The 21,294-nt window shown below is 72.8% G+C and carries 24 protein-coding genes; 10 read left to right on the top strand and 14 right to left on the bottom strand.

The window, feature by feature from the left end; translation table 11 throughout:
- Window positions 1-8: 8 nt before the first annotated feature.
- Entirely contained in the window at window positions 9-845 is an 837-nt protein-coding gene (locus ABZ808_RS22005) for an SDR family NAD(P)-dependent oxidoreductase (protein ID WP_357009594.1), read from the bottom strand.
- Window positions 846-1,031: 186 nt separating this feature from the next.
- Here ABZ808_RS22005 and ABZ808_RS22010 point away from each other — a divergent pair, with 186 nt between their 5' ends.
- Entirely contained in the window at window positions 1,032-1,559 is a 528-nt protein-coding gene (locus tag ABZ808_RS22010) for a DUF4190 domain-containing protein (protein WP_357009445.1), read from the top strand.
- Between the two features lie 75 nt (window positions 1,560-1,634).
- Here the strand turns inward: ABZ808_RS22010 and ABZ808_RS22015 are convergent, their stop codons facing one another.
- Window positions 1,635-2,591, bottom strand: a complete 957-nt coding sequence (locus tag ABZ808_RS22015; RefSeq protein ID WP_357009448.1) for a CoA ester lyase — start codon at window positions 2,589-2,591, stop codon at window positions 1,635-1,637.
- Window positions 2,592-2,720: 129 nt separating this feature from the next.
- Here ABZ808_RS22015 and ABZ808_RS22020 point away from each other — a divergent pair, with 129 nt between their 5' ends.
- Window positions 2,721-3,545, top strand: a complete 825-nt coding sequence (locus ABZ808_RS22020; protein WP_357009452.1) for an SDR family NAD(P)-dependent oxidoreductase — start codon at window positions 2,721-2,723, stop codon at window positions 3,543-3,545.
- Between the two features lie 62 nt (window positions 3,546-3,607).
- Here the strand turns inward: ABZ808_RS22020 and ABZ808_RS22025 are convergent, their stop codons facing one another.
- Entirely contained in the window at window positions 3,608-4,552 is a 945-nt protein-coding gene (locus tag ABZ808_RS22025) for a DMT family transporter (RefSeq protein ID WP_357009455.1), read from the bottom strand.
- A gap of 105 nt (window positions 4,553-4,657) precedes the next feature.
- On the opposite strand from ABZ808_RS22025, the gene ABZ808_RS22030 reads away from it, so the two are divergent.
- On the top strand, window positions 4,658-5,422 hold the full coding sequence (locus ABZ808_RS22030) for an HAD family hydrolase (protein WP_357009458.1): 765 nt from the start codon (window positions 4,658-4,660) through the stop codon (window positions 5,420-5,422).
- Between the two features lie 71 nt (window positions 5,423-5,493).
- Here ABZ808_RS22030 and ABZ808_RS22035 read toward each other — a convergent pair whose 3' ends face one another.
- Both ABZ808_RS22035 and ABZ808_RS22040 read right to left on the bottom strand, forming a co-directional pair.
- Window positions 5,494-6,024: a hypothetical protein gene (locus ABZ808_RS22035; RefSeq protein ID WP_357009461.1), complete on the bottom strand. Its 531-nt coding sequence runs from the start codon at window positions 6,022-6,024 to the stop codon at window positions 5,494-5,496.
- 17 nt (window positions 6,025-6,041) lie between these two features.
- Window positions 6,042-6,917, bottom strand: coding sequence for a PhzF family phenazine biosynthesis protein (locus ABZ808_RS22040; RefSeq protein WP_357009464.1), 876 nt, complete (start codon window positions 6,915-6,917; stop codon window positions 6,042-6,044).
- A 33-nt stretch (window positions 6,918-6,950) separates the two neighbouring features.
- Here ABZ808_RS22040 and ABZ808_RS22045 point away from each other — a divergent pair, with 33 nt between their 5' ends.
- From ABZ808_RS22045 to ABZ808_RS22055, 3 genes are all read left to right on the top strand, one after another.
- Window positions 6,951-8,237: a CBS domain-containing protein gene (locus ABZ808_RS22045; RefSeq protein ID WP_357009467.1), complete on the top strand. Its 1,287-nt coding sequence runs from the start codon at window positions 6,951-6,953 to the stop codon at window positions 8,235-8,237.
- Window positions 8,230-8,880, top strand: coding sequence for a DUF1003 domain-containing protein (locus ABZ808_RS22050; RefSeq protein ID WP_357009470.1), 651 nt, complete (start codon window positions 8,230-8,232; stop codon window positions 8,878-8,880). Before ABZ808_RS22045 ends, ABZ808_RS22050 begins: the two co-directional genes overlap by 8 nt.
- A gap of 87 nt (window positions 8,881-8,967) precedes the next feature.
- The gene (locus tag ABZ808_RS22055) at window positions 8,968-10,116 is read left to right on the top strand and encodes an Mrp/NBP35 family ATP-binding protein (RefSeq protein ID WP_357009473.1); all 1,149 of its coding nucleotides are present in this window, start codon (window positions 8,968-8,970) and stop codon (window positions 10,114-10,116) included.
- Between the two features lie 827 nt (window positions 10,117-10,943).
- Here ABZ808_RS22055 and ABZ808_RS22060 read toward each other — a convergent pair.
- Entirely contained in the window at window positions 10,944-11,366 is a 423-nt protein-coding gene (locus tag ABZ808_RS22060) for a preprotein translocase subunit TatB (protein ID WP_357009476.1), read from the bottom strand.
- Between the two features lie 76 nt (window positions 11,367-11,442).
- Window positions 11,443-12,867: a trypsin-like peptidase domain-containing protein gene (locus ABZ808_RS22065; protein ID WP_357009479.1), complete on the bottom strand. Its 1,425-nt coding sequence runs from the start codon at window positions 12,865-12,867 to the stop codon at window positions 11,443-11,445.
- A 296-nt stretch (window positions 12,868-13,163) separates the two neighbouring features.
- Between ABZ808_RS22065 and ABZ808_RS22070 the strand changes: the two genes are divergently transcribed.
- Window positions 13,164-13,751 carry an O-methyltransferase gene (locus tag ABZ808_RS22070; protein WP_357009481.1) on the top strand — a complete coding sequence of 196 codons (588 nt, stop codon included), beginning with the start codon at window positions 13,164-13,166 and terminating at the stop codon, window positions 13,749-13,751.
- A gap of 15 nt (window positions 13,752-13,766) precedes the next feature.
- On the opposite strand, the gene ABZ808_RS22075 is transcribed toward ABZ808_RS22070, so the two are convergent.
- Window positions 13,767-15,242, bottom strand: a complete 1,476-nt coding sequence (locus tag ABZ808_RS22075; protein ID WP_357009484.1) for a leucyl aminopeptidase family protein — start codon at window positions 15,240-15,242, stop codon at window positions 13,767-13,769.
- 146 nt (window positions 15,243-15,388) lie between these two features.
- Window positions 15,389-15,556 (bottom strand): DUF3117 domain-containing protein, encoded by a 168-nt coding sequence (locus ABZ808_RS22080; protein ID WP_007455245.1) that lies wholly within the window; start codon window positions 15,554-15,556, stop codon window positions 15,389-15,391.
- A gap of 189 nt (window positions 15,557-15,745) precedes the next feature.
- On the opposite strand from ABZ808_RS22080, the gene ABZ808_RS22085 reads away from it, so the two are divergent.
- Window positions 15,746-16,564 (top strand): PaaX family transcriptional regulator C-terminal domain-containing protein, encoded by an 819-nt coding sequence (locus ABZ808_RS22085; RefSeq protein WP_357009486.1) that lies wholly within the window; start codon window positions 15,746-15,748, stop codon window positions 16,562-16,564.
- Between the two features lie 3 nt (window positions 16,565-16,567).
- On the top strand, window positions 16,568-17,359 hold the full coding sequence (locus tag ABZ808_RS22090; RefSeq protein WP_357009488.1) for an enoyl-CoA hydratase-related protein: 792 nt from the start codon (window positions 16,568-16,570) through the stop codon (window positions 17,357-17,359).
- Between the two features lie 9 nt (window positions 17,360-17,368).
- On the opposite strand, the gene ABZ808_RS22095 is transcribed toward ABZ808_RS22090, so the two are convergent.
- From ABZ808_RS22095 to ABZ808_RS22110, 4 genes are all read right to left on the bottom strand, one after another.
- A complete protein-coding gene (locus tag ABZ808_RS22095; RefSeq protein WP_357009491.1) occupies window positions 17,369-17,992 on the bottom strand; it encodes a hypothetical protein in 624 nt (207 codons plus the stop codon).
- Between the two features lie 13 nt (window positions 17,993-18,005).
- Complete coding sequence (locus tag ABZ808_RS22100) at window positions 18,006-18,587, bottom strand: DNA-3-methyladenine glycosylase I (RefSeq protein WP_357009494.1); 582 nt, start codon at window positions 18,585-18,587, stop codon at window positions 18,006-18,008.
- 68 nt (window positions 18,588-18,655) lie between these two features.
- The gene (locus tag ABZ808_RS22105; RefSeq protein ID WP_357009497.1) at window positions 18,656-19,153 is read right to left on the bottom strand and encodes an SRPBCC family protein; all 498 of its coding nucleotides are present in this window, start codon (window positions 19,151-19,153) and stop codon (window positions 18,656-18,658) included.
- Window positions 19,150-19,800, bottom strand: coding sequence for a DivIVA domain-containing protein (locus ABZ808_RS22110; RefSeq protein ID WP_357009500.1), 651 nt, complete (start codon window positions 19,798-19,800; stop codon window positions 19,150-19,152). The genes ABZ808_RS22105 and ABZ808_RS22110 overlap by 4 nt, the downstream gene beginning before the upstream one ends.
- Before the next feature lie 150 nt (window positions 19,801-19,950).
- On the opposite strand from ABZ808_RS22110, the gene folP reads away from it, so the two are divergent.
- Window positions 19,951-20,820 carry a dihydropteroate synthase gene (gene folP / locus ABZ808_RS22115; RefSeq protein WP_357009502.1) on the top strand — a complete coding sequence of 290 codons (870 nt, stop codon included), beginning with the start codon at window positions 19,951-19,953 and terminating at the stop codon, window positions 20,818-20,820.
- Between the two features lie 66 nt (window positions 20,821-20,886).
- Here the strand turns inward: folP and ndhC are convergent, their stop codons facing one another.
- Window positions 20,887-21,264, bottom strand: coding sequence for an NADH-quinone oxidoreductase subunit A (ndhC, locus tag ABZ808_RS22120; protein ID WP_357009504.1), 378 nt, complete (start codon window positions 21,262-21,264; stop codon window positions 20,887-20,889).
- Window positions 21,265-21,294 lie beyond the last annotated feature (30 nt).

Genomic DNA, 21,294 nt, shown 5'->3' on the forward strand with positions numbered 1-21,294 from the left:
CGCGTCGGTCAGCGGAAGCGGGCCTCCCGGACACTGTTGCCGCCGTCCACCACCAGCATCTGCCCGGTGATGTACGAGGCGGCCGGTGAGCAGAGGAAACTGATCGCCGCCGCGACCTCGTCCGGGGTGCCCGGCCGACCGACCGGCGTCCCCAGACCCTGCTTGATCTCGGCCATCGTGGACGCCGCCGTGTAGATGGTGCCGGGCGCCACCGCGTTCACGGTCACCCCGTCGGCGATCATCTCCATGGCCAGAGCCCGGGTCAGCCCGACCACCCCGGCCTTCGCCGCCGCGTACGCGGCCTCGGTGGGCAGGGCGTTGACCGGACCCGCGGTGGCCGCCAGGTTGACGATCCGCCCCCAGCCCCGCTCGGCCATCCCGCCGATGAACGCCCGGCTGCACAGGAACGCGGTCGACAGGTTGCGGTCGATCTCGCCACGCCACTCGTCGTAGGTCAACTGCGCGACCGGCCGCAGCACCCCCTGGCTGGCCCGGCTCGCCAGGCCGGCGTTGTTGACCAGCACCTCGACGTCACCCAACTGCTCGGCGACCGCGTCGGCCAGCGCGCCGACCTCCGACTCGTCGGTCAGGTCGGCGACGAAGCCGGTCACCCCCAGCTCGCCGGCCCGCTCGTGGATGCGCCGGGTGGTGGAGACGATCGCCACCCGCGCCCCCAGGTCGGCGAGCCGCCGGGCCGTCGCGTACCCGATGCCGTCCGGGCTGCCCGCCCCCGTCACCAGGGCGACCCTCCCGTCGAGCCGCATGGTCACCGGGTCGGGTAGCGCGACCGGCTCGTCGGGGCCGGGAGCGCCGGCCGGCGTGGCCGCACGGCCGCGTCGGGCCACACCCGGCCGGCTCACGTCCCGTCTCGGTCGACTGCCGGAACGGTCCGCGGCGCGCGAGTCGATTGCCATGCCAGGGATCCTGCCCGTTGCGACCGGCCCGGGCAACGCGGCACCCGGGAGCGGGGGCGTCGGGTTTGGTCACCTCTGGCTACCCTGACGGCGCACCCGAGCCGACGGAGAGTACGCATGACCAATCCCCCGCCCCCCGGCGACTGGAACGACCCCACGTGGTCGGCTCAGCCGTCGAGTTCACCGCCGGACCCGACCCTGGTGGCCGGTCAGCCGGTGCCCACCCAGCCCGGCCCCGCGGACCCGTACGCGCCGGTCGACCCGTACGCCGGTGGGCAGACGCCGCCCGGGCAGCCGGCATACCCGGGACAGCCGATGGCGTACGCCCCGCCCGGCTATCCGCCGTCGTACCCCGGTTACGGCTACCCGGCACCACCCAAGACCAACGGGTTGGCCATCGCGTCGCTGGTGCTGGCCCTGGTCGGCGTCACATCCTGCGGCATCACCTCCCCGATCGGGGCGATCCTGGGCCACGTGGCGCAGAAGCAGATCCGTGCCAGCGGCGAGGGCGGCGAGGGCATGGCGAAGGCCGGCATCATCGTCGGCTGGATCCTCACCGCACTGATGGTGCTGGGCATCGGCGCCTACATCGCCATCATCATCTTCGCGGTCACGATGGACGCCGCCAGCGACAGCAGCTACTGAGAGGGCGGCGGGTCGGCGTACCACCGCCTGTCGGGCCGGGTCGACAGCCGGCGGCGGTCGACCCGGCCCGGCCACTCACTCTGCCGGTGGGGTGAACGACGAGGTACGGCTCATCCCGGCGGCCCGGCCCTTTGCGGCGATCACCAGCGCCATCTTGCGGGACGCCTCGTCGATCATCTCGTCGCCGAGCATCACCGCGCCGAGCTTGCCGCCGGCCTCCGAGGTGTAGTGCTCGTATGCGTCGAGGATCAACTCGGCGTGGTCGTAGTCGGCCTGTGCCGGCTGGTAGACCTCGTTGGCGGCGTCGATCTGGCCCGGGTGCAGCACCCACTTGCCGTCGAAGCCCAGCGCCGCCGAGCGCTTGGCTACCTCACGGAACCCGTCCACGTCCCGGATCTGGAGGAACGGGCCGTCGATGGCCTGCTTGTCGTGCATCCGGGCGGCCATCAGGATCCGCATCAGGATGTAGTGGTACGGGTCGCCCGGGTAGTCCGGGATCAGCGCGCCGACCACCAGCGACTTCATGTTGATCGACGCCATGAAGTCGGCCGGGCCGAAGATGATGGTCTCCACCCGGGGCGAGGCGCCCGCGATGGCGTCCACGTTGACCAGCCCGGCGGCGTTCTCGATCTGCGCCTCGATGCCGATCCGGCCGACCTCCAGGCCGAGCGTCTTCTCAATCTGGGTGAGCAGCAGATCCAGCCAGTGCACCTGCTCGGCGGTCTGCACCTTCGGCAGCATGATGCAGTCCAGGTTCGCGCCGGCACCCTCGACGACCTCGATGACATCCCGGTAGGTCCACGGGGTGGTCAGGTCGTTGACCCGCACCACGCGGGTCTTGCCGGCCCAGTCGCCCTCGTTGAGCGCGGCCACGATGTTCTTGCGCGCATCCGGCTTGGCCAGCGGGGCGACGGCGTCCTCCAGGTCGAGGAAGACCTGGTCGGCGGGGAGGCCCTGCGCCTTGCCGAGCATCTTGACGCTGGACCCCGGTACGGCGAGACAGGACCGGCGGGGACGACCGACTACGGCCATGGATGCACTCCTTCCAGCGTTCGGCGGGCACGCCGACGCCACCTGACGACAGATCCGAGAAACTTAACGATCCCAAAGGGCGTGGTGACGCCACGGTAACCTCGCGCCATGACCGGGGTGAATGGACCTGTGGAAGATCTCACTGAGCGTCGACTGGTGGTGGTGACCGGGGCCAGCTCCGGCATCGGGTTGGCCGCCGCCGTGCACCTCGCGTGCCGTGGTGACCGGGTGGTGCTGGTCGGGCGGGACCCGGCCCGCCTACAGGCTGCGGCGGAACGGGTACGGGAAAACTCGGGTGAGCGCCCGGAGCTGTTCCGGGCCGACTTCGCGGTGCTCGACGACGTGCGTCGGCTCGCCGAAGGGCTGCGCGACGCGTACGACCGGATCGACGTGCTGGTCAACAACGCCGGTGCGATCGCGCTCCAGCCACTCACCACCGTCGACGGCTTCGAACTGTCGATCCAGGCCAACCACCTGGCCCCGTTCCTGCTGACCAATCTGCTCGCCGACCGGGTCGGCCGGATCGTGGTCACCGCCTCCGGCGCCCACCGCTTCGGTGCGCTCGACCCGGACGACCTGAACGCGCCGCTGCGGGGCTACCGGCCGATGGGCGCGTACGGCACCAGCAAGCAGGCGAACATCCTGTTCACCGCCGAGGCGGCCCGTCGCTGGCCGGGCATCCCGGCGCACAGCTTCCACCCCGGCGTGGTGCGGACACGGTTCGCCAACGACAGCCGGCTGGTCGCCCTCGGCATGCGGGTCCTGCCGTTCCGCAGCCCGGAGAAGGCCGCCGAGACGCTGGTCTGGCTGGCCAACCAGGACCGCTCCCGGCTGGTCGACGGCGGCTACTACTACAACCGTCGGTTGCGCCGGCCGTACCGCAAGGCCGCCGACCCGCAGCTCGCGGCCCGGCTCTGGGCGGCCAGCGCCACGGCCGTCGGCATCGATGGGTAGCGTGGCCGCCAAGCCGCCCCGACCACCCGAGTCATCGAGGTGAACGAGGTCTAGGAACGTCGTCAGCCGTTCAACGGGGTCGCGTCGGTCGGCAGCGCGGTGGGTGCGCTCCGGCGGCCACCGAGCACCACCACCGCCACACCGACCAGCAGCAGCGACATGCCCAGCAGCGCGTACGGGCGGGGTGACTGGTCCAGCCAGACCCACGCCAGCAGGGCGGCGCCCGGCACCTCCAGCAGGATCAGCACGCTCACCGTGGTCGCCGGGATCCGGTGCAGGGCGTAGTTGAACATCGAGTGCCCGAGCAGTTGGGCGCCGGCCACCAGCGCCAGGATGGCCAGCCAGGTGCGTCCGTCGAAGCCGGTCAGCCGGACCCCGCCGAGCAGGCAGATCATCAGCAGGATCAGCGCGCAGATGCCGTAGCAGATGGTCGTGTAGGTGGTGGTGCTGATGCTGGCCCGAGCCCGCTCACCGAACGCGGTGTAGACGGCGCCGAACACGCCACCGGCCACCGCCAGCAGGTCGCCGACGACAGCCTTCGCGGAGATGCCCACGTCCGCGCCGGTGGCGATCACCGCGCCGCCCACCGTCACCGCGATGCCGACCCAGACCACCGGTGGGAGCCGACGACCCTGGGCGCGGGCGATCAGCCCCTGCCAGACCGGCTGGGTGGCGACCAGAGCGGTGGCTGCGGCAACCGAGGTGAGCTGGACGCTCGGCATCCAGGCGGCGAAGTGCGCGGCCAGCGCGACCCCGGAGAGGACGCAGAACAGCCCTTCCCGTCGGCCCGCCCGCCCGACCAGTGCGCGGAACTCGGCACGACGTCGCGCCAGCGAGAACGGGCTCAGCACGGCCACCGCCAGCACGTTGCGCCAGAACGCGATGGCCAGCGCCGGGGCGGCCGCGTACGCGATCAGCGGCGCGGACGACGACACGGCGACTACGGCCAGACCGACCGCGCCGGTGGTCAGCGGGTCCAGGGGCGGGCGGTGCGAAGCATGGGGCACGGGAAGCAATCTTCACATGATCACCACCGATACAGATGGTCAGCGCTCCGTTACGATCAGGCAGCGTCGCGCGAGCGACCCGAAGACCGCCCGGAGGCGTACCCCATGCCCAGCTACCAGGCGGTGCTGTTCGACTTCTTCGGCACTCTGACCCACTCCGTGCAGCGCGGCGCCGCGCACCACGGCACCGCCAAACTGCTCGGCTGCTCCACCGACACGCTGTACGAGGTGCTGAACCGCACCTTCTACGAGCGGGCCACCGGTCGTCTCGGCAACGCGGAGGCGACCATGCGCTGGGTCTGCGCCCAGGCCGGCGTACACCCCAGCGACCATGCGGTGCGGGCGGCCGTGGCGTCCCGGCACCGGGCGGTCCGCGCGGACACCCGGCTGCGGGCCGACGCGGTGCCGGTGCTGGCGGCGCTGCGCCACCGCGGCCTGCGCACCGGCGTGATCAGCGACTGTACGCACGAACTGCCGGCTTTCCTGCCCCAACTCCCGGTCGCCCCACTGCTCGACGTACGGGTCTTCTCCGTGCAGGTCGGACGGTGCAAGCCCGACCCGGCGCTCTACCTGACCGCCTGCCAGCGGCTCGGACTGACACCGGCCGACTGCCTGTACGTCGGCGACGGTGGCAGCCAGGAACTGACCGGCGCCGAGCGGGCCGGGATGACCGCGGTCCGGCTGGCCGCGCCCGACCTGGCCGGGCACATGGTGTTCAACGCCGACCGGGATTGGCGCGGCCCGACGCTGGGCAGCCTGCGCGAGGTGCTCGACGTCGTGGGCGCCACCGACCTCGCGGGGGCCGCTACCGAAGCCGTGGGTGTGGGCGCCGCCACCGGGGTCGCCGGGGTGGGCGGCCCGGCAGGCTGACCGATACGGGCCGACAGGTCAACGGTCAGCGGCCCGGCGGGTCAGGGGTCAATGGTCAGCGGCCCGGCGGGTCAGCGGCGGCGGACCCGGTGCAGGCGGAACGGCTTGCGGGTGGCGCGGACCGCCGGTGTCTCCCGGGGCGGCTCGGCCTGCGCGTCGGACGGCAGATCGGCGCCGGACAGCGGCGCACCGGCCGGGGCGAGTCGGTTCACCGCGCAGCCGTCGGCGGCCCACCGGGCCACCAGGTCGGCTGTCGGGCCGTGCGCGTTCAGGCGCTTGCCGGCCACCAGCGGCGCCGTGGTGTCCCACGCCTCGGTGCCCGGCGACAGCCTGGTGACCCGGGCCGGCCAGGTGACGATCCGACCTCCGTGGTCGCCGCGCAGGGTGACCTGCGCCTCGGCGGCGTCGGCCAACCCCGGGGCGGCCTGCTCGCCCGGCCCGCTCACCACGAAGAGCGCGCCCTCCAGCGGGGCGCACCAGAGCGCGAGCGCCGGCCCACCGGACACGCTGACCCAGGCCATGGCGGCCTTCTTCATCGCCTCGTCGACCAGCGGCGTGCCACCGGTGGCATCCTCGTCCGTCACACCCGCATTCTCCCGCATCGAAGCCCGCGCGCCGCTCAGCCCACGAACGGCGGTACGGCGATCTCGCCCCGGGCCACCGGCATCACCTGGCCGGCGACGGTCGCGCCGACCGCCACGCCGTTCGCCGCCGTCACCGTGCAGGCCAGCGCGGAGGGACGGTTCATCTCCACACCCTGGCGCACCGCGTAGTGGGACAGCCCGTCCCCCGGCAGCAGGCCGGTCGCCACCAACCAGACGCCGAGGCCGAGCGCCGCCGAACCGGTCGCCGGGTCCTCCGGGACACCGAGCCCAGGCACGAAAACTCGGGCGTGCGCGGTTTGCGTGGCGGCGTCCCAGGAGAAGACGCTCACGTGATCCACCCCGTACCGCTCCGCAGCCGCCGGGTTCACCCGGGCCCGGGCCACCGCATCTGGAAACACCGGCAGGTACGGGAACTCCAGCCCGCAGCCGGCAACCCGGGGTGCCGGCCCGCTGTGGTCGTGGTCGCCGGCGACCAGACCGGCGATCTCCAACAGCGGCTCCGGCTCCAACTCGGGGCCGAGGGTTGGAGTCCCCCCGGTGAGCGTCGCGCCGGAGGTGGTCACCTCGATCGGCAGCACCCCGGCACCGCACTCCTGGGTGACCTGCCCCACGCCGAACATGCCGCGCCGGCTCGCGGTGACCGCCGCACCGACGCTGGGGTGCCCGGCGAACGGCAACTCCTCGGTCGGGGTGAAGATGCGCGCCCGGTAGGTCGCGCCCACCTGGGTCGGTGGCAGCACGAACACCGTTTCGGAGAGGTTGAACTCCAGCGCGAGCGCCTGCATCTGCTCGGTGGCCAGCGCCTCCGCGCCGAACACCACGGCCAGCGGGTTGCCGGCGAACGGGCGGTCGGTGAAGACGTCCACGATCTCGTAGGCCAAGGTCGACATGTTGCTAAACACTAGGCGCTTAGGCTGGTGCCCGTGAGCACGCCGACCCGGATCTACATCGCCCGCCTCGCCGGAGTCGCCGTTTTCGATCCGAACGGTGACCAGGTGGGCCGGGTCCGTGACGCGGTGGCCCGGCTGCGGTCGACCGCCCGTCCCCCGGAGGTCGTGGGTCTGGTCGCGGAGATGCCGATGCGCCGGCGGATCTTCCTGTCCATCAACCGGATCACCTCGATCGACGCGGACGCGGTGGTGCTCGGCTCCGGCACCCTCAACCTGCGGCGCTTCGAGAAGCGACTGAACGAGCTGCTGGTGCTCCAGGAACTGCTGGACCGGCGGGTACAGCTCGAACCGGGCGGCCAGCCCGGCACGGTGGTGGACGTCGCGATGGAGTGCGCCCGCGGCGGCGAGTGGTCACTCACCCGGGTCGCGGTCCGCGAGCAGACCGGCCGGCTCACCCGCCGTGGCCACCTGCACCAGGTCGAGTGGGACCGGGTGCGCGGGCTCAGCGGCATCGCCGACAACCGGGGTACGGCGAATCTGCTCGCCGTCCTGGAGGACATGCGCCCGGCCGACCTGGCCAACGCCCTGCAGGACCTGCCCGACGCGCGGCGCAACGAGGTCGCGGCAGCGCTGAACGACGAGCGGCTGGCCGACGTACTCAGTGAACTGCCGGAGCACGACCAGGTGGAGATCCTCGCCGCGCTGGACCGGGAGCGGGCCGCGGACGTGCTGGAGGAGATGGACCCCGACGACGCGGCGGACCTGCTCAACGAACTGCCGCCGCCGGAGCAGGACGTGCTTCTGGACCTGATGGAGCCGGACGAGGCCGACCCGGTGCGGCAGTTGCTCAAGTACATGCCGGGTACGGCGGGCAGCGTGATGACCTCCGAGCCGGTCATCCTGCCGCCGGACGCCACCGTCGCCGAGGCGCTGGCCCGGATCCGGGAGCCGCAGCTCTCCCCCGCCGTCGCCGCGCAGGTCTTCGTGACCCGGGCACCGCAGAACACCCCGACCGGCCGCTACCTGGGCATGGTGCACTTCCAGGCGTTGCTGCGCGAACCGCCTGCCGACCTGCTGGGCAAGGTGGTGGTCAACGACATCGACCCGCTGCGCCCGACCACGCCACTACCGGAGATCACCCGCCGGATGGCCACCTACGACCTGGTCGCGATGCCGGTGATCGACCGGAGCAACCGGCTGGTCGGCGCCGTGACCGTCGACGACGTGCTGGACCACTCGCTGCCCCGGGACTGGCGGGACCGGGACGCCCTCGGTGTCCCGGGCGCCACCGATGCGGTGCTGGACGGCACCGATGGCTGACCAGCGGCGGACGGAGCGGCTCGACCAGCCGCGCGAGCCCCGGGCGATCAAGCTGCCCCGGTTCGACGCGGAGGCCTTCGGCCGGTGGTCGGAGGGCATCGCCCGCGGCATGGGCACCGCGAACTTCATCGTCGTCATGACGGTGGTGATCGCCATCTGGTTCGCCTGGAACACCCTCGCCCCGGCCGAAATGCGCTTCGACCCGTACACCTTCACGTTCCTCACGCTGGTGCTGTCGTTGCAGGCCAGCTACGCGGCACCGCTGATCCTGCTGGCGCAGAACCGGCAGGCCGACCGGGACCGGGTGGCGCTGGAGGAGGACCGGCGACGGGCCACCGCGCAGAAGGCGGACACCGAGTACCTGGCGCGGGAGATCGCCGCCCTGCGGATCGCGCTGGGCGAGGTGGCGACCCGCGACTTCCTCCGCTCCGAGCTGACCCGGCTGGCCGAGGAGCTGGACGAGGCGGGGCAGCGCCGGCAGCGGCTGGAACGCCGCCAGCAGGAGAAGGACAGCCGGCAGGAGAGGCGCGCCCAGCGGGCGACCGACGGCGCGGGGCTCGACGAGCCGCGCGACGACCTGGACGGCGACCTCCCCCGAGGCGCCCAGTCCGACGGCACCGGCCCGCGTTCCCAGGACGGTTGATCAGCCAGTCGAGGCGGGTCATCGATTGGCTCACACCGTTCCCGGCCAGCGGTCGGAACGGATGCCCCGCGACGTAGCATTGCGGGCATGTCAGCACCCGTCAGCACCGTCGAGGACGCGATCCAGGCCGCCCTGGCCACCGTCAACGACCCGGAGATCCGCCGGCCCATCACCGAGTTGGGCATGGTCCGCTCCGCCACGATCGGCGCCGACGGCGTCGTACGGGTCGAGCTGCTGCTCACCGTCGCCGGCTGCCCGCTCAAGGACAAGCTGCGTACGGACATCACCGCCGCGGTCGCCGCGGTGCCCGGTGTCACCGGCGTGGAAATCGACTTCGGTGTGATGAGCCCCGAGCAGCGGCAGTCGTTGCAGTCGCAGCTGCGCGGCGGCGGTGCCAGCGAGGAGCCGGTCATCCCGTTCGCCCAGCCGGGCTCTCGCACCCGGGTGTACGCGGTGGCCAGCGGCAAGGGTGGCGTCGGCAAGTCCAGCGTGACGGTCAACCTGGCGGCGGCGCTCGCCGCGCGTGGGCTCTCCGTCGGCGTGGTCGACGCCGACATCTACGGCCACTCGGTGCCCCGGATGCTCGGCACGGACGCCCGGCCGACCCGCGTCGAAGACATGATCATGCCGCCGCAGGCGCACGGCGTGAAGGTGATCTCGATCGGCATGTTCACCTCGGGCAACGCGGCCGTGGTGTGGCGTGGCCCGATGCTGCACCGGGCGCTGCAGCAGTTCCTGGCCGACGTCTACTGGGGCGACCTGGACGTGCTCCTGCTCGACCTGCCCCCGGGCACCGGCGACGTGGCCATCTCGCTGGCCCAGTTGCTGCCCAACTCGGAGATCCTGATCGTCACCACCCCGCAGACCGCAGCCGCCGAGGTCGCGGAGCGGGCCGGTGCGATCGCCCTGCAGACCCACCAGCGGGTCGTCGGCGTCATCGAGAACATGTCCTGGCTTGAGCTGCCGGATGGCTCCCGCATGGAGGTCTTCGGTGCCGGCGGCGGCGCGGTCGTCGCCGAGTCGCTGAGCCGGACGATCGGCGCGCAGGTGCCGCTGCTCGGGCAGATCCCGCTGGACACCCGGGTCCGCGAGGGCGGCGACGCCGGCAACCCGATCGTGCTGGCCGAGCCGACGTCCCCGGCCGCGCAGGCGCTCGGCACAATCGCCGACCGGCTCGCGCTGCGCCGTGAGTCGCTGCTCGGCAAGCCGCTCGGCCTCAAGCCCGCCGGCCGCTGAGCCAGCACGACCCGCCGAATTCGGTAGGGGCCTGCCCGGGTTCCGGCACGCTCCGGGGTTCGGGCACGCCCGGGTTCGGGCACGCCCGGGTTCGGGCACGCCCGGGTTCGGGCACGCCCGGGTTCCCACGACCCCGGTCCCGCGCGCATTCCCTACGGCCCCCGTCCCGCATGGCCTGGGCTCCCCGCGGCCCGGATTACCCACGCCCCGGGTTCACCCGGGTCCCGCACGGATCCGATCCCGCCTCCCGCACGGACCGGGTCCCGCACGGACCCGGTCCTGCACGCTCGGGGTCGGGTCCCCCTTGTTGTCGTCCTTTGGAGCTGATGTCGTAAACGGATCGACCCAGGCGGACTCGCTCGGTCGGAGGTGAGGACTCGCGCGGACCGCACCGGCCGTCAGCCGGCCTCGACAGTGACGATGCACACGGAGCGATCAGCGTCGCCCGGCACCGGCACCGACACCGACACCGACACCGACACACGATGACGCAAACGATTCAGCTCCAAAGGACGCGACCTAGGTGGGGCGGGCCGAGGCGCCTTAGCCGGTGAGAGGGGTCAGGCTGCGGCAGCGCATCTGGCCTGAGGCCCGATGGGGTCGGATCAGGCCGCGCCTTCGCAGCTGGGCATAGGGCCAGGGCCGGGGGGCGGTGTCAGGCCGCGCCGCCATAGCTGGCCTGAGCGCCGGCGGGGCCGGATCTTCACAGCTGGGCTGTGGGCGAGGCCGTGGGGCGGGTCAGGCCGTGTCGTCGCAGCCGGCCCGAGGGCCGGTGGGCGGGGTCAGGGTCGCGTCGTCACAGCTGGCCTGAGGGCCGTGGGGCGGGGTCAGGTGGCGTCGTCGTAGCTGACCCGGGGGGCCGGCGCCGACGGGGTGCTGGTGACCGTGCCGGGCCGGGAGCCGTTCGACCGGATGTCCGCGGCCTTGGCCACATCCTTCAAGTCGTTGTGCACGCCGCTGACGTCGGCGCGCAGGTCGTCGTAGACGCCCTGCAACGGCTTGCGGATCGCCGCCTCGTCCTCCTCGCTGAGGAGGTGCTTCCGGATGAAGGCCTTCGGGTGCAGATCCTCGAGCTGGATGTCGGTGCCCAACTCCCGACTGAGGTCACCGGTGGCGTTGCGGGCCATGTTGCGCAGATTACGGACCATCCGCAGGCCATCGCTGATCACAGCGGGCAACCGGTCACCAAAGATCAACAGCGCCAGGAGCAGCAGCGCACCGATCTCCCACCAGTTCAGGTTGTCGAACATTCCGCGGGCCTCCTATCGGCGTCAGCAGCAAGACTACGCACGTGAGCCGACTTTCGGGTAAGGGGTGACCCGCTGTTCACTTGGCATCCGCGGCCAGGGTGACCGAGGTGTTCTGCCGGGCAGTGCCGCGCCGGTACTCGACCGTCACCACCGAGCCGGGAGCGAACTTGCGGACCAGGGCGATCAGGTCCGTCGGCTCGGTCATCGGCCGGCCGTTGAGCTTCATGATCACGTCGCCGACCTTCAACCCGGCGTCGGCCGCCGGCCCGGACGGTTCCACGGCGGCCAGGCGTACGCCGCCACCGGTCCCCGCACCCGGACCACCGACCTGGGCACCGATAACCGTACGCCGGGCCTTGCCGGTGCCGATGATGTCCTGGGTCACCCGCTTGGCCTGGTTGATCGGGATGGCGAAGGCGAGCCCGATGTTGCCGGCCTCCTGCCCCTCGGCCACCAACGACTTGATCGTGGAGTTGACCCCCACCACCCGTCCGGCGCCGTCGACCAGTGGGCCGCCCGAGTTGCCGTGGTTGACCGCGGCGTCGGTCTGGATGGCCGCGTAGTAGCGCACCGGGCCGCCCGGCTCACCGGCCTGCATCGTCCGGTCCAGGGCGCTCACGATGCCAGCGGTGACCGTGTTGGCCAGCGAGAGCGGTGAGCCGATGGCCAGCACCGGGTCGCCGACGGCCAGCGCCTCGGAGTCGCCGAACTCCACCGGACGCAGCCCGGTCCGGTTGACCTTGATCACCGCGACGTCCGACTCCGGGTCCTGACCGACGATGGTCGCCGGCGCGGTGGTGCCGTCGTTGAAGACCACCGAGGCCTTGCCGCTGCCACCGGCCACCACGTGGTCGTTGGTGATCACGTGCCCGTCGGCGCTGGCGATGAAGCCCGAGCCCTCGCTGGTGCCGCCGAGACTGCTCACCCGCACGGTGACCACGCTGGGCAGGACCCGTGCGGCGACCCCGGCCAGCGACTCCGGCTTGCGCTGGGCCAACGCTGGCGGCTCTGCCGGCTCGGCGCCGAGCACCGTCGGGCCGGCGCCGCCGCGCACCGCGAACGCGTAGCCCAACGCGCCGCCCAGCGTGCCGGCCAGCAGCGCGGTGATCAACGGGATGAGCAGCAGGTGGCGCAGCGTCGGTCGGCCCGGAGCGTCCGGGTCGGTGACCGGCTCGGGCTCGGTGCCGGGCGCCACCACCCCGGGCACCACCACCGCGGCCGGTGCCGCCGGGTCGCGCCACGGATCGCCGAGCGCGTCGGACCACCAGGGTGAGGCACCGGCCGCACCGGTTCCGCTCGCGGTCGGCGCCGGCCAGGTCGGCGCCGACCCGGCGTACGGCACACCCGCCCCGGGCGATGACCCGGCTGGCGGTGACCCGGCTGTGGGCACGTTGCCGCTCCCCGGCATGGCCGGCGACCCCGCCGGAGGGGCCCCTGCCCCGGGCGGTCGCGCCGGAGCCGGAGTCTCACCGCCCCGGCGCCAATCCCAGCCGTCGGTCACGTCGGTGCCTCCCAGTCCCGTCCCCGGATCCCGCGCGGCGTCGCCCGGCCACGGTTCGGCGCGGTCGAGGCCCACGGAATACCGCTTCCAGGATTGCACGGATGCGCGCGGTGGAGTCAGCGGTTGCGGCCGGTGATCGCAAGGGACGGAGGCGCGGCTGCGCCTCTCGGCGGTCGCCTCTACGCTCACAGTGCCCACCCGCCCCCGCACCACGCACCGCCCGGAGGTGCCCCATCGCCACGGTCGCCGGTTCCGGCAGTTCGACGACCCAGGCTCAGCAGTTCGCCGAGTCGTACGTGACCGAGGATCTCGTGCTCCGCACCGCCCGCAGCCTGGCCCACGAGGTGGGTCTGGACGCGGTCACCCCCGGCGCAGGCGCGGCGCTGCGGCTGCTCGCCGCCGCCGGCAATGCCCGCGCGGTGGTGGAGATCGGCACCGGCACCGGGGTGAGCGGTGTCTGGCTGCTGCGCGGCATGCGCGCCGACGGCGTGCTCACCACCATCGACCTGGAGGTGGAGCACCAGCGGATCGCCCGTCGGATCTTCACCGAGGCGGGCTTCGCCGCAGGCCGCACCCGGATCATCACCGGTCGCGCGCTGGACGTCCTGCCCCGGCTCGCCGACGGGGCGTACGACCTCGTGTTCGTCGACGCCGAGGCGACCGGGTTCCATGCCTGCGTGGAGGCGGCTCTGCGGCTGCTGCGCCCCGGCGGCGTGCTCGCGCTCAACGGGATGCTGGCCGGCGGCCGGATCGCTGACCCGGCCGCCCGGGATGCGGAGACGGTGACCGTCCGCGAGACGATCAAGGCGGTCCGGGAGTCGGAGCACTGGATCCCCGCGCTGCTCCCGGTCGGGCACGGGGTGCTCGCCGCCGTGAAGTGCTGACTGCTGACCCTGCGGTCAGTCGATGCTGGCCAGCCAGCGCAGCAGCGAACGTACGCCCCAGCCGGTCGCCCCTCGGGTGAGCTCGGCGTGATCGCCGTCCGCCCAGGATGGGGCCGACATGTCCAGGTGTAGCCAGCGGTCCCGCAGCTCACCGGTGAACTCGCGCAGGTAGAGCGCGGCGAGCACCGATCCGGCGCCCTGGGTGGGCGCGCTGTAGAGGTCGGCGATCTCGCTGCCCAGGTACTCGACGTAGTCGGTGTGCAGGGGCATCCGCCAGGCCGCCTCGCCGGCCGCGTCGATCGCGGCCAGCACGTCGACGGCCAGTTCGTCGTTCTCGCTGTACAGGGCGGCGGTGCGCTTGCCCAACGCGACGGCGTTGGCTCCGGTGAGGGTGGCCAGGTCGATCAGCAGGTCGGGTTTGAGCTGCTGCACCGCGTACGTCAGCGCGTCGGCGAGGACCAGGCGGCCCTCGGCGTCGGAGTTGGTCGTCTCGCTGGTCATGCCGCCGTAATGCCGGATGACGTCACCCGGGCGGAACGCCGAGCCGCTGACCATGTTCTCGGCGAGCGGGGTCAGGGTGGTGACCCGGACCGGCAGGCGCAGCGCAGCGGCGCCGAGGGTGGCAGCGATGACCGCGGCCGCACCGGCCATGTCCTTGCGCATGAGCTTCATCGCCGGCACCGGCTTGATCGAGATGCCGCCGGTGTCGAAGGTGATGCCCTTGCCGATCAGCACCACGTGGGTACGCGCGTCCGCCGGGTGCCAGTCCAGCTCGACCAGGCGCGGGCCGCTGGCGGAGCCGCCGCCCACCGCGAGGATCCCGCCGAAGCCCTCGGCAGCGAGTTCGGCCGGGCCACGAACGCGTAGGCGCAGGTCGGGCAGATCGGCTGTGGCGGAGATCACCTGATCGACGAACCACTGCGGGTTCTTCTGCGACGAGGGGGCGTTGGTGAGGTCGCGGGCGAGGCAGGTCATCGCCGCGGTGGTCCGGGCCGTGGCCACGGTGCTGTCGTGCGCGGCCGGGTCGGCGAGCAGCAGGTCGACGCCGCTCAGCGCGGGCGGGTCGCCGGCGTCGGTCAGCCGGAAGCGGTACGAGGCGAGCAGCAGCCCCTCGGTCAACCCGCGAATCACGTCGGCCGTCACGTCGGCCGGCAGCGCGATAGTGATGTGCGTCTCATCTGCCGCGGAGCGGGCCAGGGCCGCGCCGGCGGACCGCCACGCCGACTCGCTGCCGTCACCGATGCCGAGCAGGAGCAGCCGGCCAGGGCTGCGACCGGGGCGCAGTTGCGTACGGATCTCGCCGGCCCGGCCACTCAGCCGGGCGACCGGCACCAGCGCGGCGGCCTCCTCGGCGGTGCCGTCCGGTGGCGACACGGCGGTGGGCACCGGCACTGCGGAGGCATCGCCCTCCGGCGCCGCATCGGAGGGGCGGACGGGCAGAACGAGGACGTCGAGCCCGTCGGGCTCGGCGATCGGACGGATGACGAGCACGCGGAACCGTACCTCCAGGGAGTGTCGCGGAGCGGGAGCCGGACCCGCCTGTCCGCACGGATGAAGACCCTGAGCCACCGGCGGTGCCGGTGGCTCAGGGTCAGGGAGCGTTCCGGGCGGCATACGCCGCCCGGGGCGCTCCTCACTCAGCCGGCGGCTGCCTTCAACGCGTCACCGAGCGCATTGGCCTCGTCGGGAGTCATCTCGACGACGAGCCGGCCACCGCCCTCCAGCGGGACTCGCATGACGATGCCCCGGCCCTCCTTGGTGACTTCCAGCGGACCGTCGCCCGTCCGCGGCTTCATCGCCGCCATGTTGTCTCCCCTCAGACCTACACCAGGGTCGGTGGGTTGCCCCACAGCCACTTCGTCACGCCACCCGCAAAGGTCGCGGGGGTGTCGACCAACGATTTTCCCTGATGAACACCGCCGGACCCAAACCGGAGCAGCATTGATGTAACAGCATCTAGCTTATCTTGAGAAGGCCTGTCACAATGTGCGGTCATGCAGGCACGGTCGGCACTCTTCGACCTGTACGGCGACCATCTCCGACCGAGAGGTGGCCGCGCACCGGTCGCCGCCCTGGTCAAGCTACTGGCACCGTTGGGAATCGCGCCGCCCGCCGTTCGCACCGCCGTGTCCCGGATGGTGCGTCAAGGCTGGCTCGACCCGCTCCGACTGGCCTCCGGACCGGGATATTCGATCACACCAAAAGCCGCCCGGCGACTCGACGAGGCGGCGGCCCGGATCTACCGGACGGGCCGGGTCACCTGGGACGGCCGGTTCGATCTGCTCGTCCTGGAGGCGCCGGGCTCCCGCCGGGACCGACAGCGCCTCGCGGCGAACCTCAGCTTCCTCGGCTACGGCACCCTCGACGAACAGACCTGGGTGGCCACCCGGCCCGCCGAGGACGTCGACCTGCTGCTCGCCGAGGCCGGCATCCGGTTCGAACGGTTCACCGCCGCGCACTTCTCCGGCACCCCGGGCGCGATGGGTGTGGTCCGCCGCGCCTGGAACCTGACCGAGATCGGCCACGCCTACGAACGGTTCGTCGCCGACCAGCGCCCTCTGCTCGCCACGGTCACCGTGCGCAGCAGCGACGAGGAGGCGTACGCGGCCCGGTTCCGGCTCGTGCACGCGTGGCGTACCTTCCTGTTCCGGGACCCGCAGCTGCCCCCGGCGCTGCTCCCCGAGCGCTGGCCCGGCACCGCCGCAGCCAGCTTCTTCGACCGGCACGCGGCCCGCCTGCGTCCGGCCGCCGACCGGTACGTCGAGCAGTGCCTCGACGCCGGCAGCCGCATCGTTCGACAGAAGGGTCGTTAGACAGTGACCGAACCGTTGCTCGTCGACCGGACCGACGCCGTCGTCACCCTCACGCTGAACCGGCCGCACGCCATGAACGCGCTCGACCTGGCGCTCAAGGAGGCCCTGCGGGACACGCTGGCCGAGCTGGAGACCGACCGCTCCTGCCGGGCGGTCGTGCTGGCCGGGGCGGGTGGGGCGTTCAGCGCCGGCCAGGACCTGCGCGAGCACGTGTCGACCCTGGAGAAGTCCGCCGGCCCGCCGCTGGACACCGTACGGATGCACTACAACCCGATCGCCGCCCGGTTGGCCAATCTGCCCAAGCCGGTGGTGGCCGCGGTCCGGGGGATGGCCGCCGGGGCGGGCGCGTCGCTGGCCTTCCTCGCCGACATCAGGATCGGCGGCCCGAGCACCAGCTTCCTGATGGCCTTCGCCAAGGTCGGCCTCGCCGCCGACACCGGCGCATCCTGGACGCTGCCCCGGCTGGTCGGCCACGCGAAGGCGGTGGAGCTGCTGATGCTGGCCGAGCCGGTCCGCGCCGAGGAGGCCTGCCGGCTGGGGCTGATCACGCGCCTCACGGACGACGACGAGCAGGTGCTGCCGGCCGCGCAGGAGCTGGCCGCCCGCCTCGCCGCCGGCCCCACCGTCGCGTACGGGGCCATCAAGCGGCAGCTCTCCATCGCCGACGCCGGCACCCTCGACGACGCCCTGGCGGCGGAGGCGCAGGCACAGGCGATCTGCGGCGCCACGGCGGACCACCGGGCGGCGACCCTGGCGTTCGTGGCCAAGCAGAAGCCGGTCTTCGAAGGACGCTGAACCCGTCGGTCAGTCGTCCTCCTCCGGGTCCTGGTTGGCCTCCGCGCCCAGCACGAACGCCTGCATGGCCAGCTCGTCGCCGGACGGTGACACGAACGCGGGCAGCTCACGCGGCCCCAGGTCCTGCACGTAGGACCAGAACAGCCGGACCGCCTCGGCTGGCGTGCCGGCCTCGATCGGCAGGTCGAGGCTGACCAGCCAGGTGCGCCGCGCCGGGGGCGGGCCGAGCTGGTCGGCCAGCGCCCGGAAGGCCGCCGGGTCCAGGGCGGTGAGTGGCCCGTCGAACGCCAGCAGGTCGGCCGGCACCGGCTCGTCGAAAGATCGCCGGGTGTACGCCACGACGAGCGTCCCGGGCTCGACCGGGGACTGCGGGTCGTCCGGGTCCTCCCGGTGCCGCTGGGCGGGCGCGGTGACCCGGCCGAGGGCCACCAGTCGGGGCGGCTCGTCGGCCAGCACCGCCACCTGGTCACCCGGGCGCGGCCGGCCCACGTCGGTCAGCCCGGTCAGCTCCAGCGTGTCGTGGTGCACGAGTCGCTCGGCCTCGTAACGCTCGGCGGGCAGGAGCACGGCCCAGGTGCCAGCCCCGTCAGCGTGGCCCGTCCCGCCGGCCCGGTGCACGGTCTCGGTCGTCATGCCTGCCATCCCATCACGCCGCCGTTGCGAGCGGGACGTGACAGCCGACGATGTGATCGTCGACCATCCCGGTGGCCTGCATGAGCGCGTACGCGGTGGTCGGGCCGACGAACCGGAAGCCGCGCTTCTTGAGCGCCTTGGCCATCGCCGTCGACTCGGGGGTGATCGCCGCGACCTCGGCGAACGAGGCGGGGCGGGTCGACCGGGGTGCCGGGGCGAACGACCAGAGCAGCGCGGACAGCCCGTCGGGCAGCTCCAGCGCGGCGCGGGCGTTGGCGATCGCCGCCTCGATCTTGGCCCGGTTGCGGACGATGCCCGCGTCGGCGAGCAGCCGGGCCACGTCGCCGTCGTCGTAGCTGGCGACGGTCGGAATCCGGAACTCGTCGAAGGCCAGCCGGAACGCCGGGCGCTTGCGCAGGATGGTCAGCCAGGACAGGCCGGACTGGAACGCTTCCAGCGTCATTCGCTCGTAGAGCGCGTCGTCACCGCGCACCGGCCGACCCCACTCGGTGTCGTGGTAGGTGGCGTAGTCGGGGGTGCTCGACCCCCAGGCGCAGCGAACCAGCCCGTCGGCACCGATCACCAGGTCAGTCACCTCGTACACGCTAGGGCATCACACCGACAGCCCTTTGCCACCGGCCAGGCCCCCCGCGCCGGGTGTGGTCAGGGCAGCCGGCCCTGCTCGACCAGACGGGCGAACCTCTTCAGCGCCTGGGTGAGGCTGAACTTGGAGCCGGGCCAGAGCACCGGCCAGGCCAGCCGACCGGCCCGGCCGCCGGGCAGGTGGAACCACTCGTGCCAGACGACCTGGGTACGGGACCGGTCGAGCTGGGTGCAGCGCAGCACGCCCGGGCCGCGCAGCAGTTGGCCGCAGTGCACCACGCCGATCTCGTAGGGCTCGTCGACCCGGACGACCCGCATCTCGTCACGCAGCACGGCCGGGCCGAGCGCGGTCACCGCCTCGATCCGGCTGCCCTCCCGCCCGTCGCCCTCGATCACCCGCACCCGGGTGAACGGGATCCAGTCGGACTGCCGTTCCCAGGCGAGCAACGCGGTGAAGACCCGGGCCGCCGGGGCGTCGACGATCACCGTGGCCGTGACCTCACCGGCACCGGGTTGGGCCACCTCACCAAGATCGCCACCGCCCCGCGGGTCGGTCACGCCGACTCCGACCGGACCACCGCGCCGCGCTGCTCGGTGCCGTCGGCCGGGGTCCCGTCGCCGGCCGGGGCCACGCCGTCGGCATCCGCCATCGAGGAGGTGGCGGCGGGCGGCTGGCCCGCCTCGGTCGAGCCGGCCGGGGCCACCCCGTCGGCGGGGGCCACGCCGTCGGCCTCCGCCGTGGACGAGGTGGCGGCGGGCGCCGCGCCCGCCACGGTCGAGCCGGCCAACGGCGCGTCGTCGACCGGGGTCAGGTCAGCGCTCGCCTCGGCCGTGCCCGGCACCGCCGCGGCGGATTGCTCCCGGGCCTGGCGCAGCACGTCCGCGTCGTCGGTGCGCCCCTCACGCAACGCGGCGACCTCCGACTCCAACACGCCGATCAGCTCGGACTTGTAGCCGATGTCGTAGGCGGCACGGTGCAGCACCTGATCGACCTGGGCCATCCGGTACCCGCGCAGCGCGGTGTCGAAGCGGACCGCGCCCACATCGGATTCGCGCAGCGGCCGGGTGCCTGGCAGCGGCATGGCCTGCGAATCCGGCTCGGCGGGCACCAGGCCGGGATCGCGGCCGCTGACCAGCACCGTCACGCCGAACACCACCGCCGCGACGGTCAACGCGACAACCAGGTAGAGCAGAAGCTGACCCATGCACTGATCGTGGCACGACCGCCGGCCCGGAGCGACCCCACACCCCGATCACAATCGACGCCCACGCCCGCCCCGCGTACCGGTCGATCGACCGGCTAGCGTCGGGAGCGGCCGGCGCGGCGGCGGTGGTGCGGAATCTCAGGAGGCGGCATGGCCGGGGCACTTCGGCTGGGTGGGCGGACGTTCGCCCCCGGTGAGCTGGTCGTGATGGCCATCGTCAACCGCACGCCGGACTCGTTCTACGACCGTGGCGCCACCTTCGCCCTCGACAGCGCGCTGCGCGCGGTCGAGCGGGCGGTGGACGAGGGCGCGGAGATCATCGATATCGGCGGGGTGAAGGCCGGCCCCGGCGCCGAGGTGGACGTCGCCGAGGAGATCCGACGCACGGTGGACACCATCGCCGCCGTACGAGCCGCGTTCCCCGAGGTGGTGATCTCCATCGACACCTGGCGGGCCGAGGTGGCGACGGAGGCGGTGGCGGCCGGCGCGGACCTGCTCAACGACACCTGGTCGGGCGCTGACCCGGCGCTGGCCCGGGTGGCGGCGAGCACCGGCGCCGGGCTGGTCTGCTCACACGCCGGAGGGCTGGTCCCGCGGACCCGGCCACACCGGGCCGCCTTCGACGACGTGGTCGCCGACGTGGTCGCGACGGTGACCGGGCTCGCCGAGCGTGCGGTGGCGGCAGGGGTACGTCCGGACGGCATCCTCATCGACCCGGCCCACGACTTCGGCAAGAACACCCGGCACTCCCTGGAGATCACCCGTCGGCTGGACGAGTTGACCGGAACCGGTTGGCCGGTGCTGGTGGCGCTCTCCAACAAGGATTTCATCGGCGAGACGTTGGACCTGCCGGTGGCCGAGCGGTTGGAGGGCACGCTCGCCGCGACGGCGGTCTCCGCCTGGCTGGGCGCCCGGGTGTTCCGGGCGCACCAGGTCGGGCCCACCCGCCGGGTGCTGGACATGGTCGCGTCGATTCGCGGTGACCGGCCACCCGCGGCGACCCGCCGGGGCCTGGCCTGACCGGTCGTCGGGGCGACCGACCATGAACGGCCGGCGGACCGGCACGATCGCCGGAGGTCGGGGCGGTCAGGTCCAGCGCAGGATGTTCCTACGCCAGGCATAGAGGATGCCGAGCGCGAGCACCGCCACGAACACCGCCATCTCCACCACCGTCACCAGGCCGAAGCCCGGTCGGTCGAAGACCACCGCCCACGGGAAGAGGAACACGGCCTCGACCGCGAACAGCACGTACAGGTAGGCGTAGACGTAGTAGCGGATCTGCATCTGCGCCCAGTCCGCGCCGACCGGGTCGAGCCCACACTCGTAGCTGGTCCGCTTGCCGACCGGGTCGGCGGGACGGGCCGGACGCAACACGCGGTTGGCCCCGAACGCCGCAACGAAGAACAGGACGCTGACGAGCAGCAAGAGACCGAGCGTCGCGTACGAGCCCAGGTAACCGGTCACGCCGGGAGCCTACCGCCCGGGCCGGAAGGC

Source organism: Micromonospora sp. NPDC047527 (assembly GCF_040643015.1).
In the GTDB taxonomy this organism is placed as follows: domain Bacteria; phylum Actinomycetota; class Actinomycetes; order Mycobacteriales; family Micromonosporaceae; genus Micromonospora.

What these genes read in the sequence shown, in the direction of transcription:
- ABZ808_RS22010 (WP_357009445.1), top strand. Translation starts at nt 1,032, where the DNA reads ATGACCAATCCCCCGCCCCCCGGCGACTGGAACGACCCCACGTGGTCG.
- ABZ808_RS22015 (WP_357009448.1), bottom strand. Translation starts at nt 2,591, where the DNA reads ATGGCCGTAGTCGGTCGTCCCCGCCGGTCCTGTCTCGCCGTACCGGGG.
- ABZ808_RS22030 (WP_357009458.1), top strand. Translation starts at nt 4,658, where the DNA reads ATGCCCAGCTACCAGGCGGTGCTGTTCGACTTCTTCGGCACTCTGACC.
- ABZ808_RS22035 (WP_357009461.1), bottom strand. Translation starts at nt 6,024, where the DNA reads ATGCGGGAGAATGCGGGTGTGACGGACGAGGATGCCACCGGTGGCACG.
- ABZ808_RS22040 (WP_357009464.1), bottom strand. Translation starts at nt 6,917, where the DNA reads ATGTCGACCTTGGCCTACGAGATCGTGGACGTCTTCACCGACCGCCCG.
- ABZ808_RS22050 (WP_357009470.1), top strand. Translation starts at nt 8,230, where the DNA reads ATGGCTGACCAGCGGCGGACGGAGCGGCTCGACCAGCCGCGCGAGCCC.
- ABZ808_RS22055 (WP_357009473.1), top strand. Translation starts at nt 8,968, where the DNA reads ATGTCAGCACCCGTCAGCACCGTCGAGGACGCGATCCAGGCCGCCCTG.
- ABZ808_RS22060 (WP_357009476.1), bottom strand. Translation starts at nt 11,366, where the DNA reads ATGTTCGACAACCTGAACTGGTGGGAGATCGGTGCGCTGCTGCTCCTG.
- ABZ808_RS22080 (WP_007455245.1), bottom strand. Translation starts at nt 15,556, where the DNA reads ATGGCGGCGATGAAGCCGCGGACGGGCGACGGTCCGCTGGAAGTCACC.
- ABZ808_RS22085 (WP_357009486.1), top strand. Translation starts at nt 15,746, where the DNA reads ATGCAGGCACGGTCGGCACTCTTCGACCTGTACGGCGACCATCTCCGA.
- ABZ808_RS22095 (WP_357009491.1), bottom strand. Translation starts at nt 17,992, where the DNA reads ATGACGACCGAGACCGTGCACCGGGCCGGCGGGACGGGCCACGCTGAC.
- ABZ808_RS22110 (WP_357009500.1), bottom strand. Translation starts at nt 19,800, where the DNA reads ATGGGTCAGCTTCTGCTCTACCTGGTTGTCGCGTTGACCGTCGCGGCG.
- folP (WP_357009502.1), top strand. Translation starts at nt 19,951, where the DNA reads ATGGCCGGGGCACTTCGGCTGGGTGGGCGGACGTTCGCCCCCGGTGAG.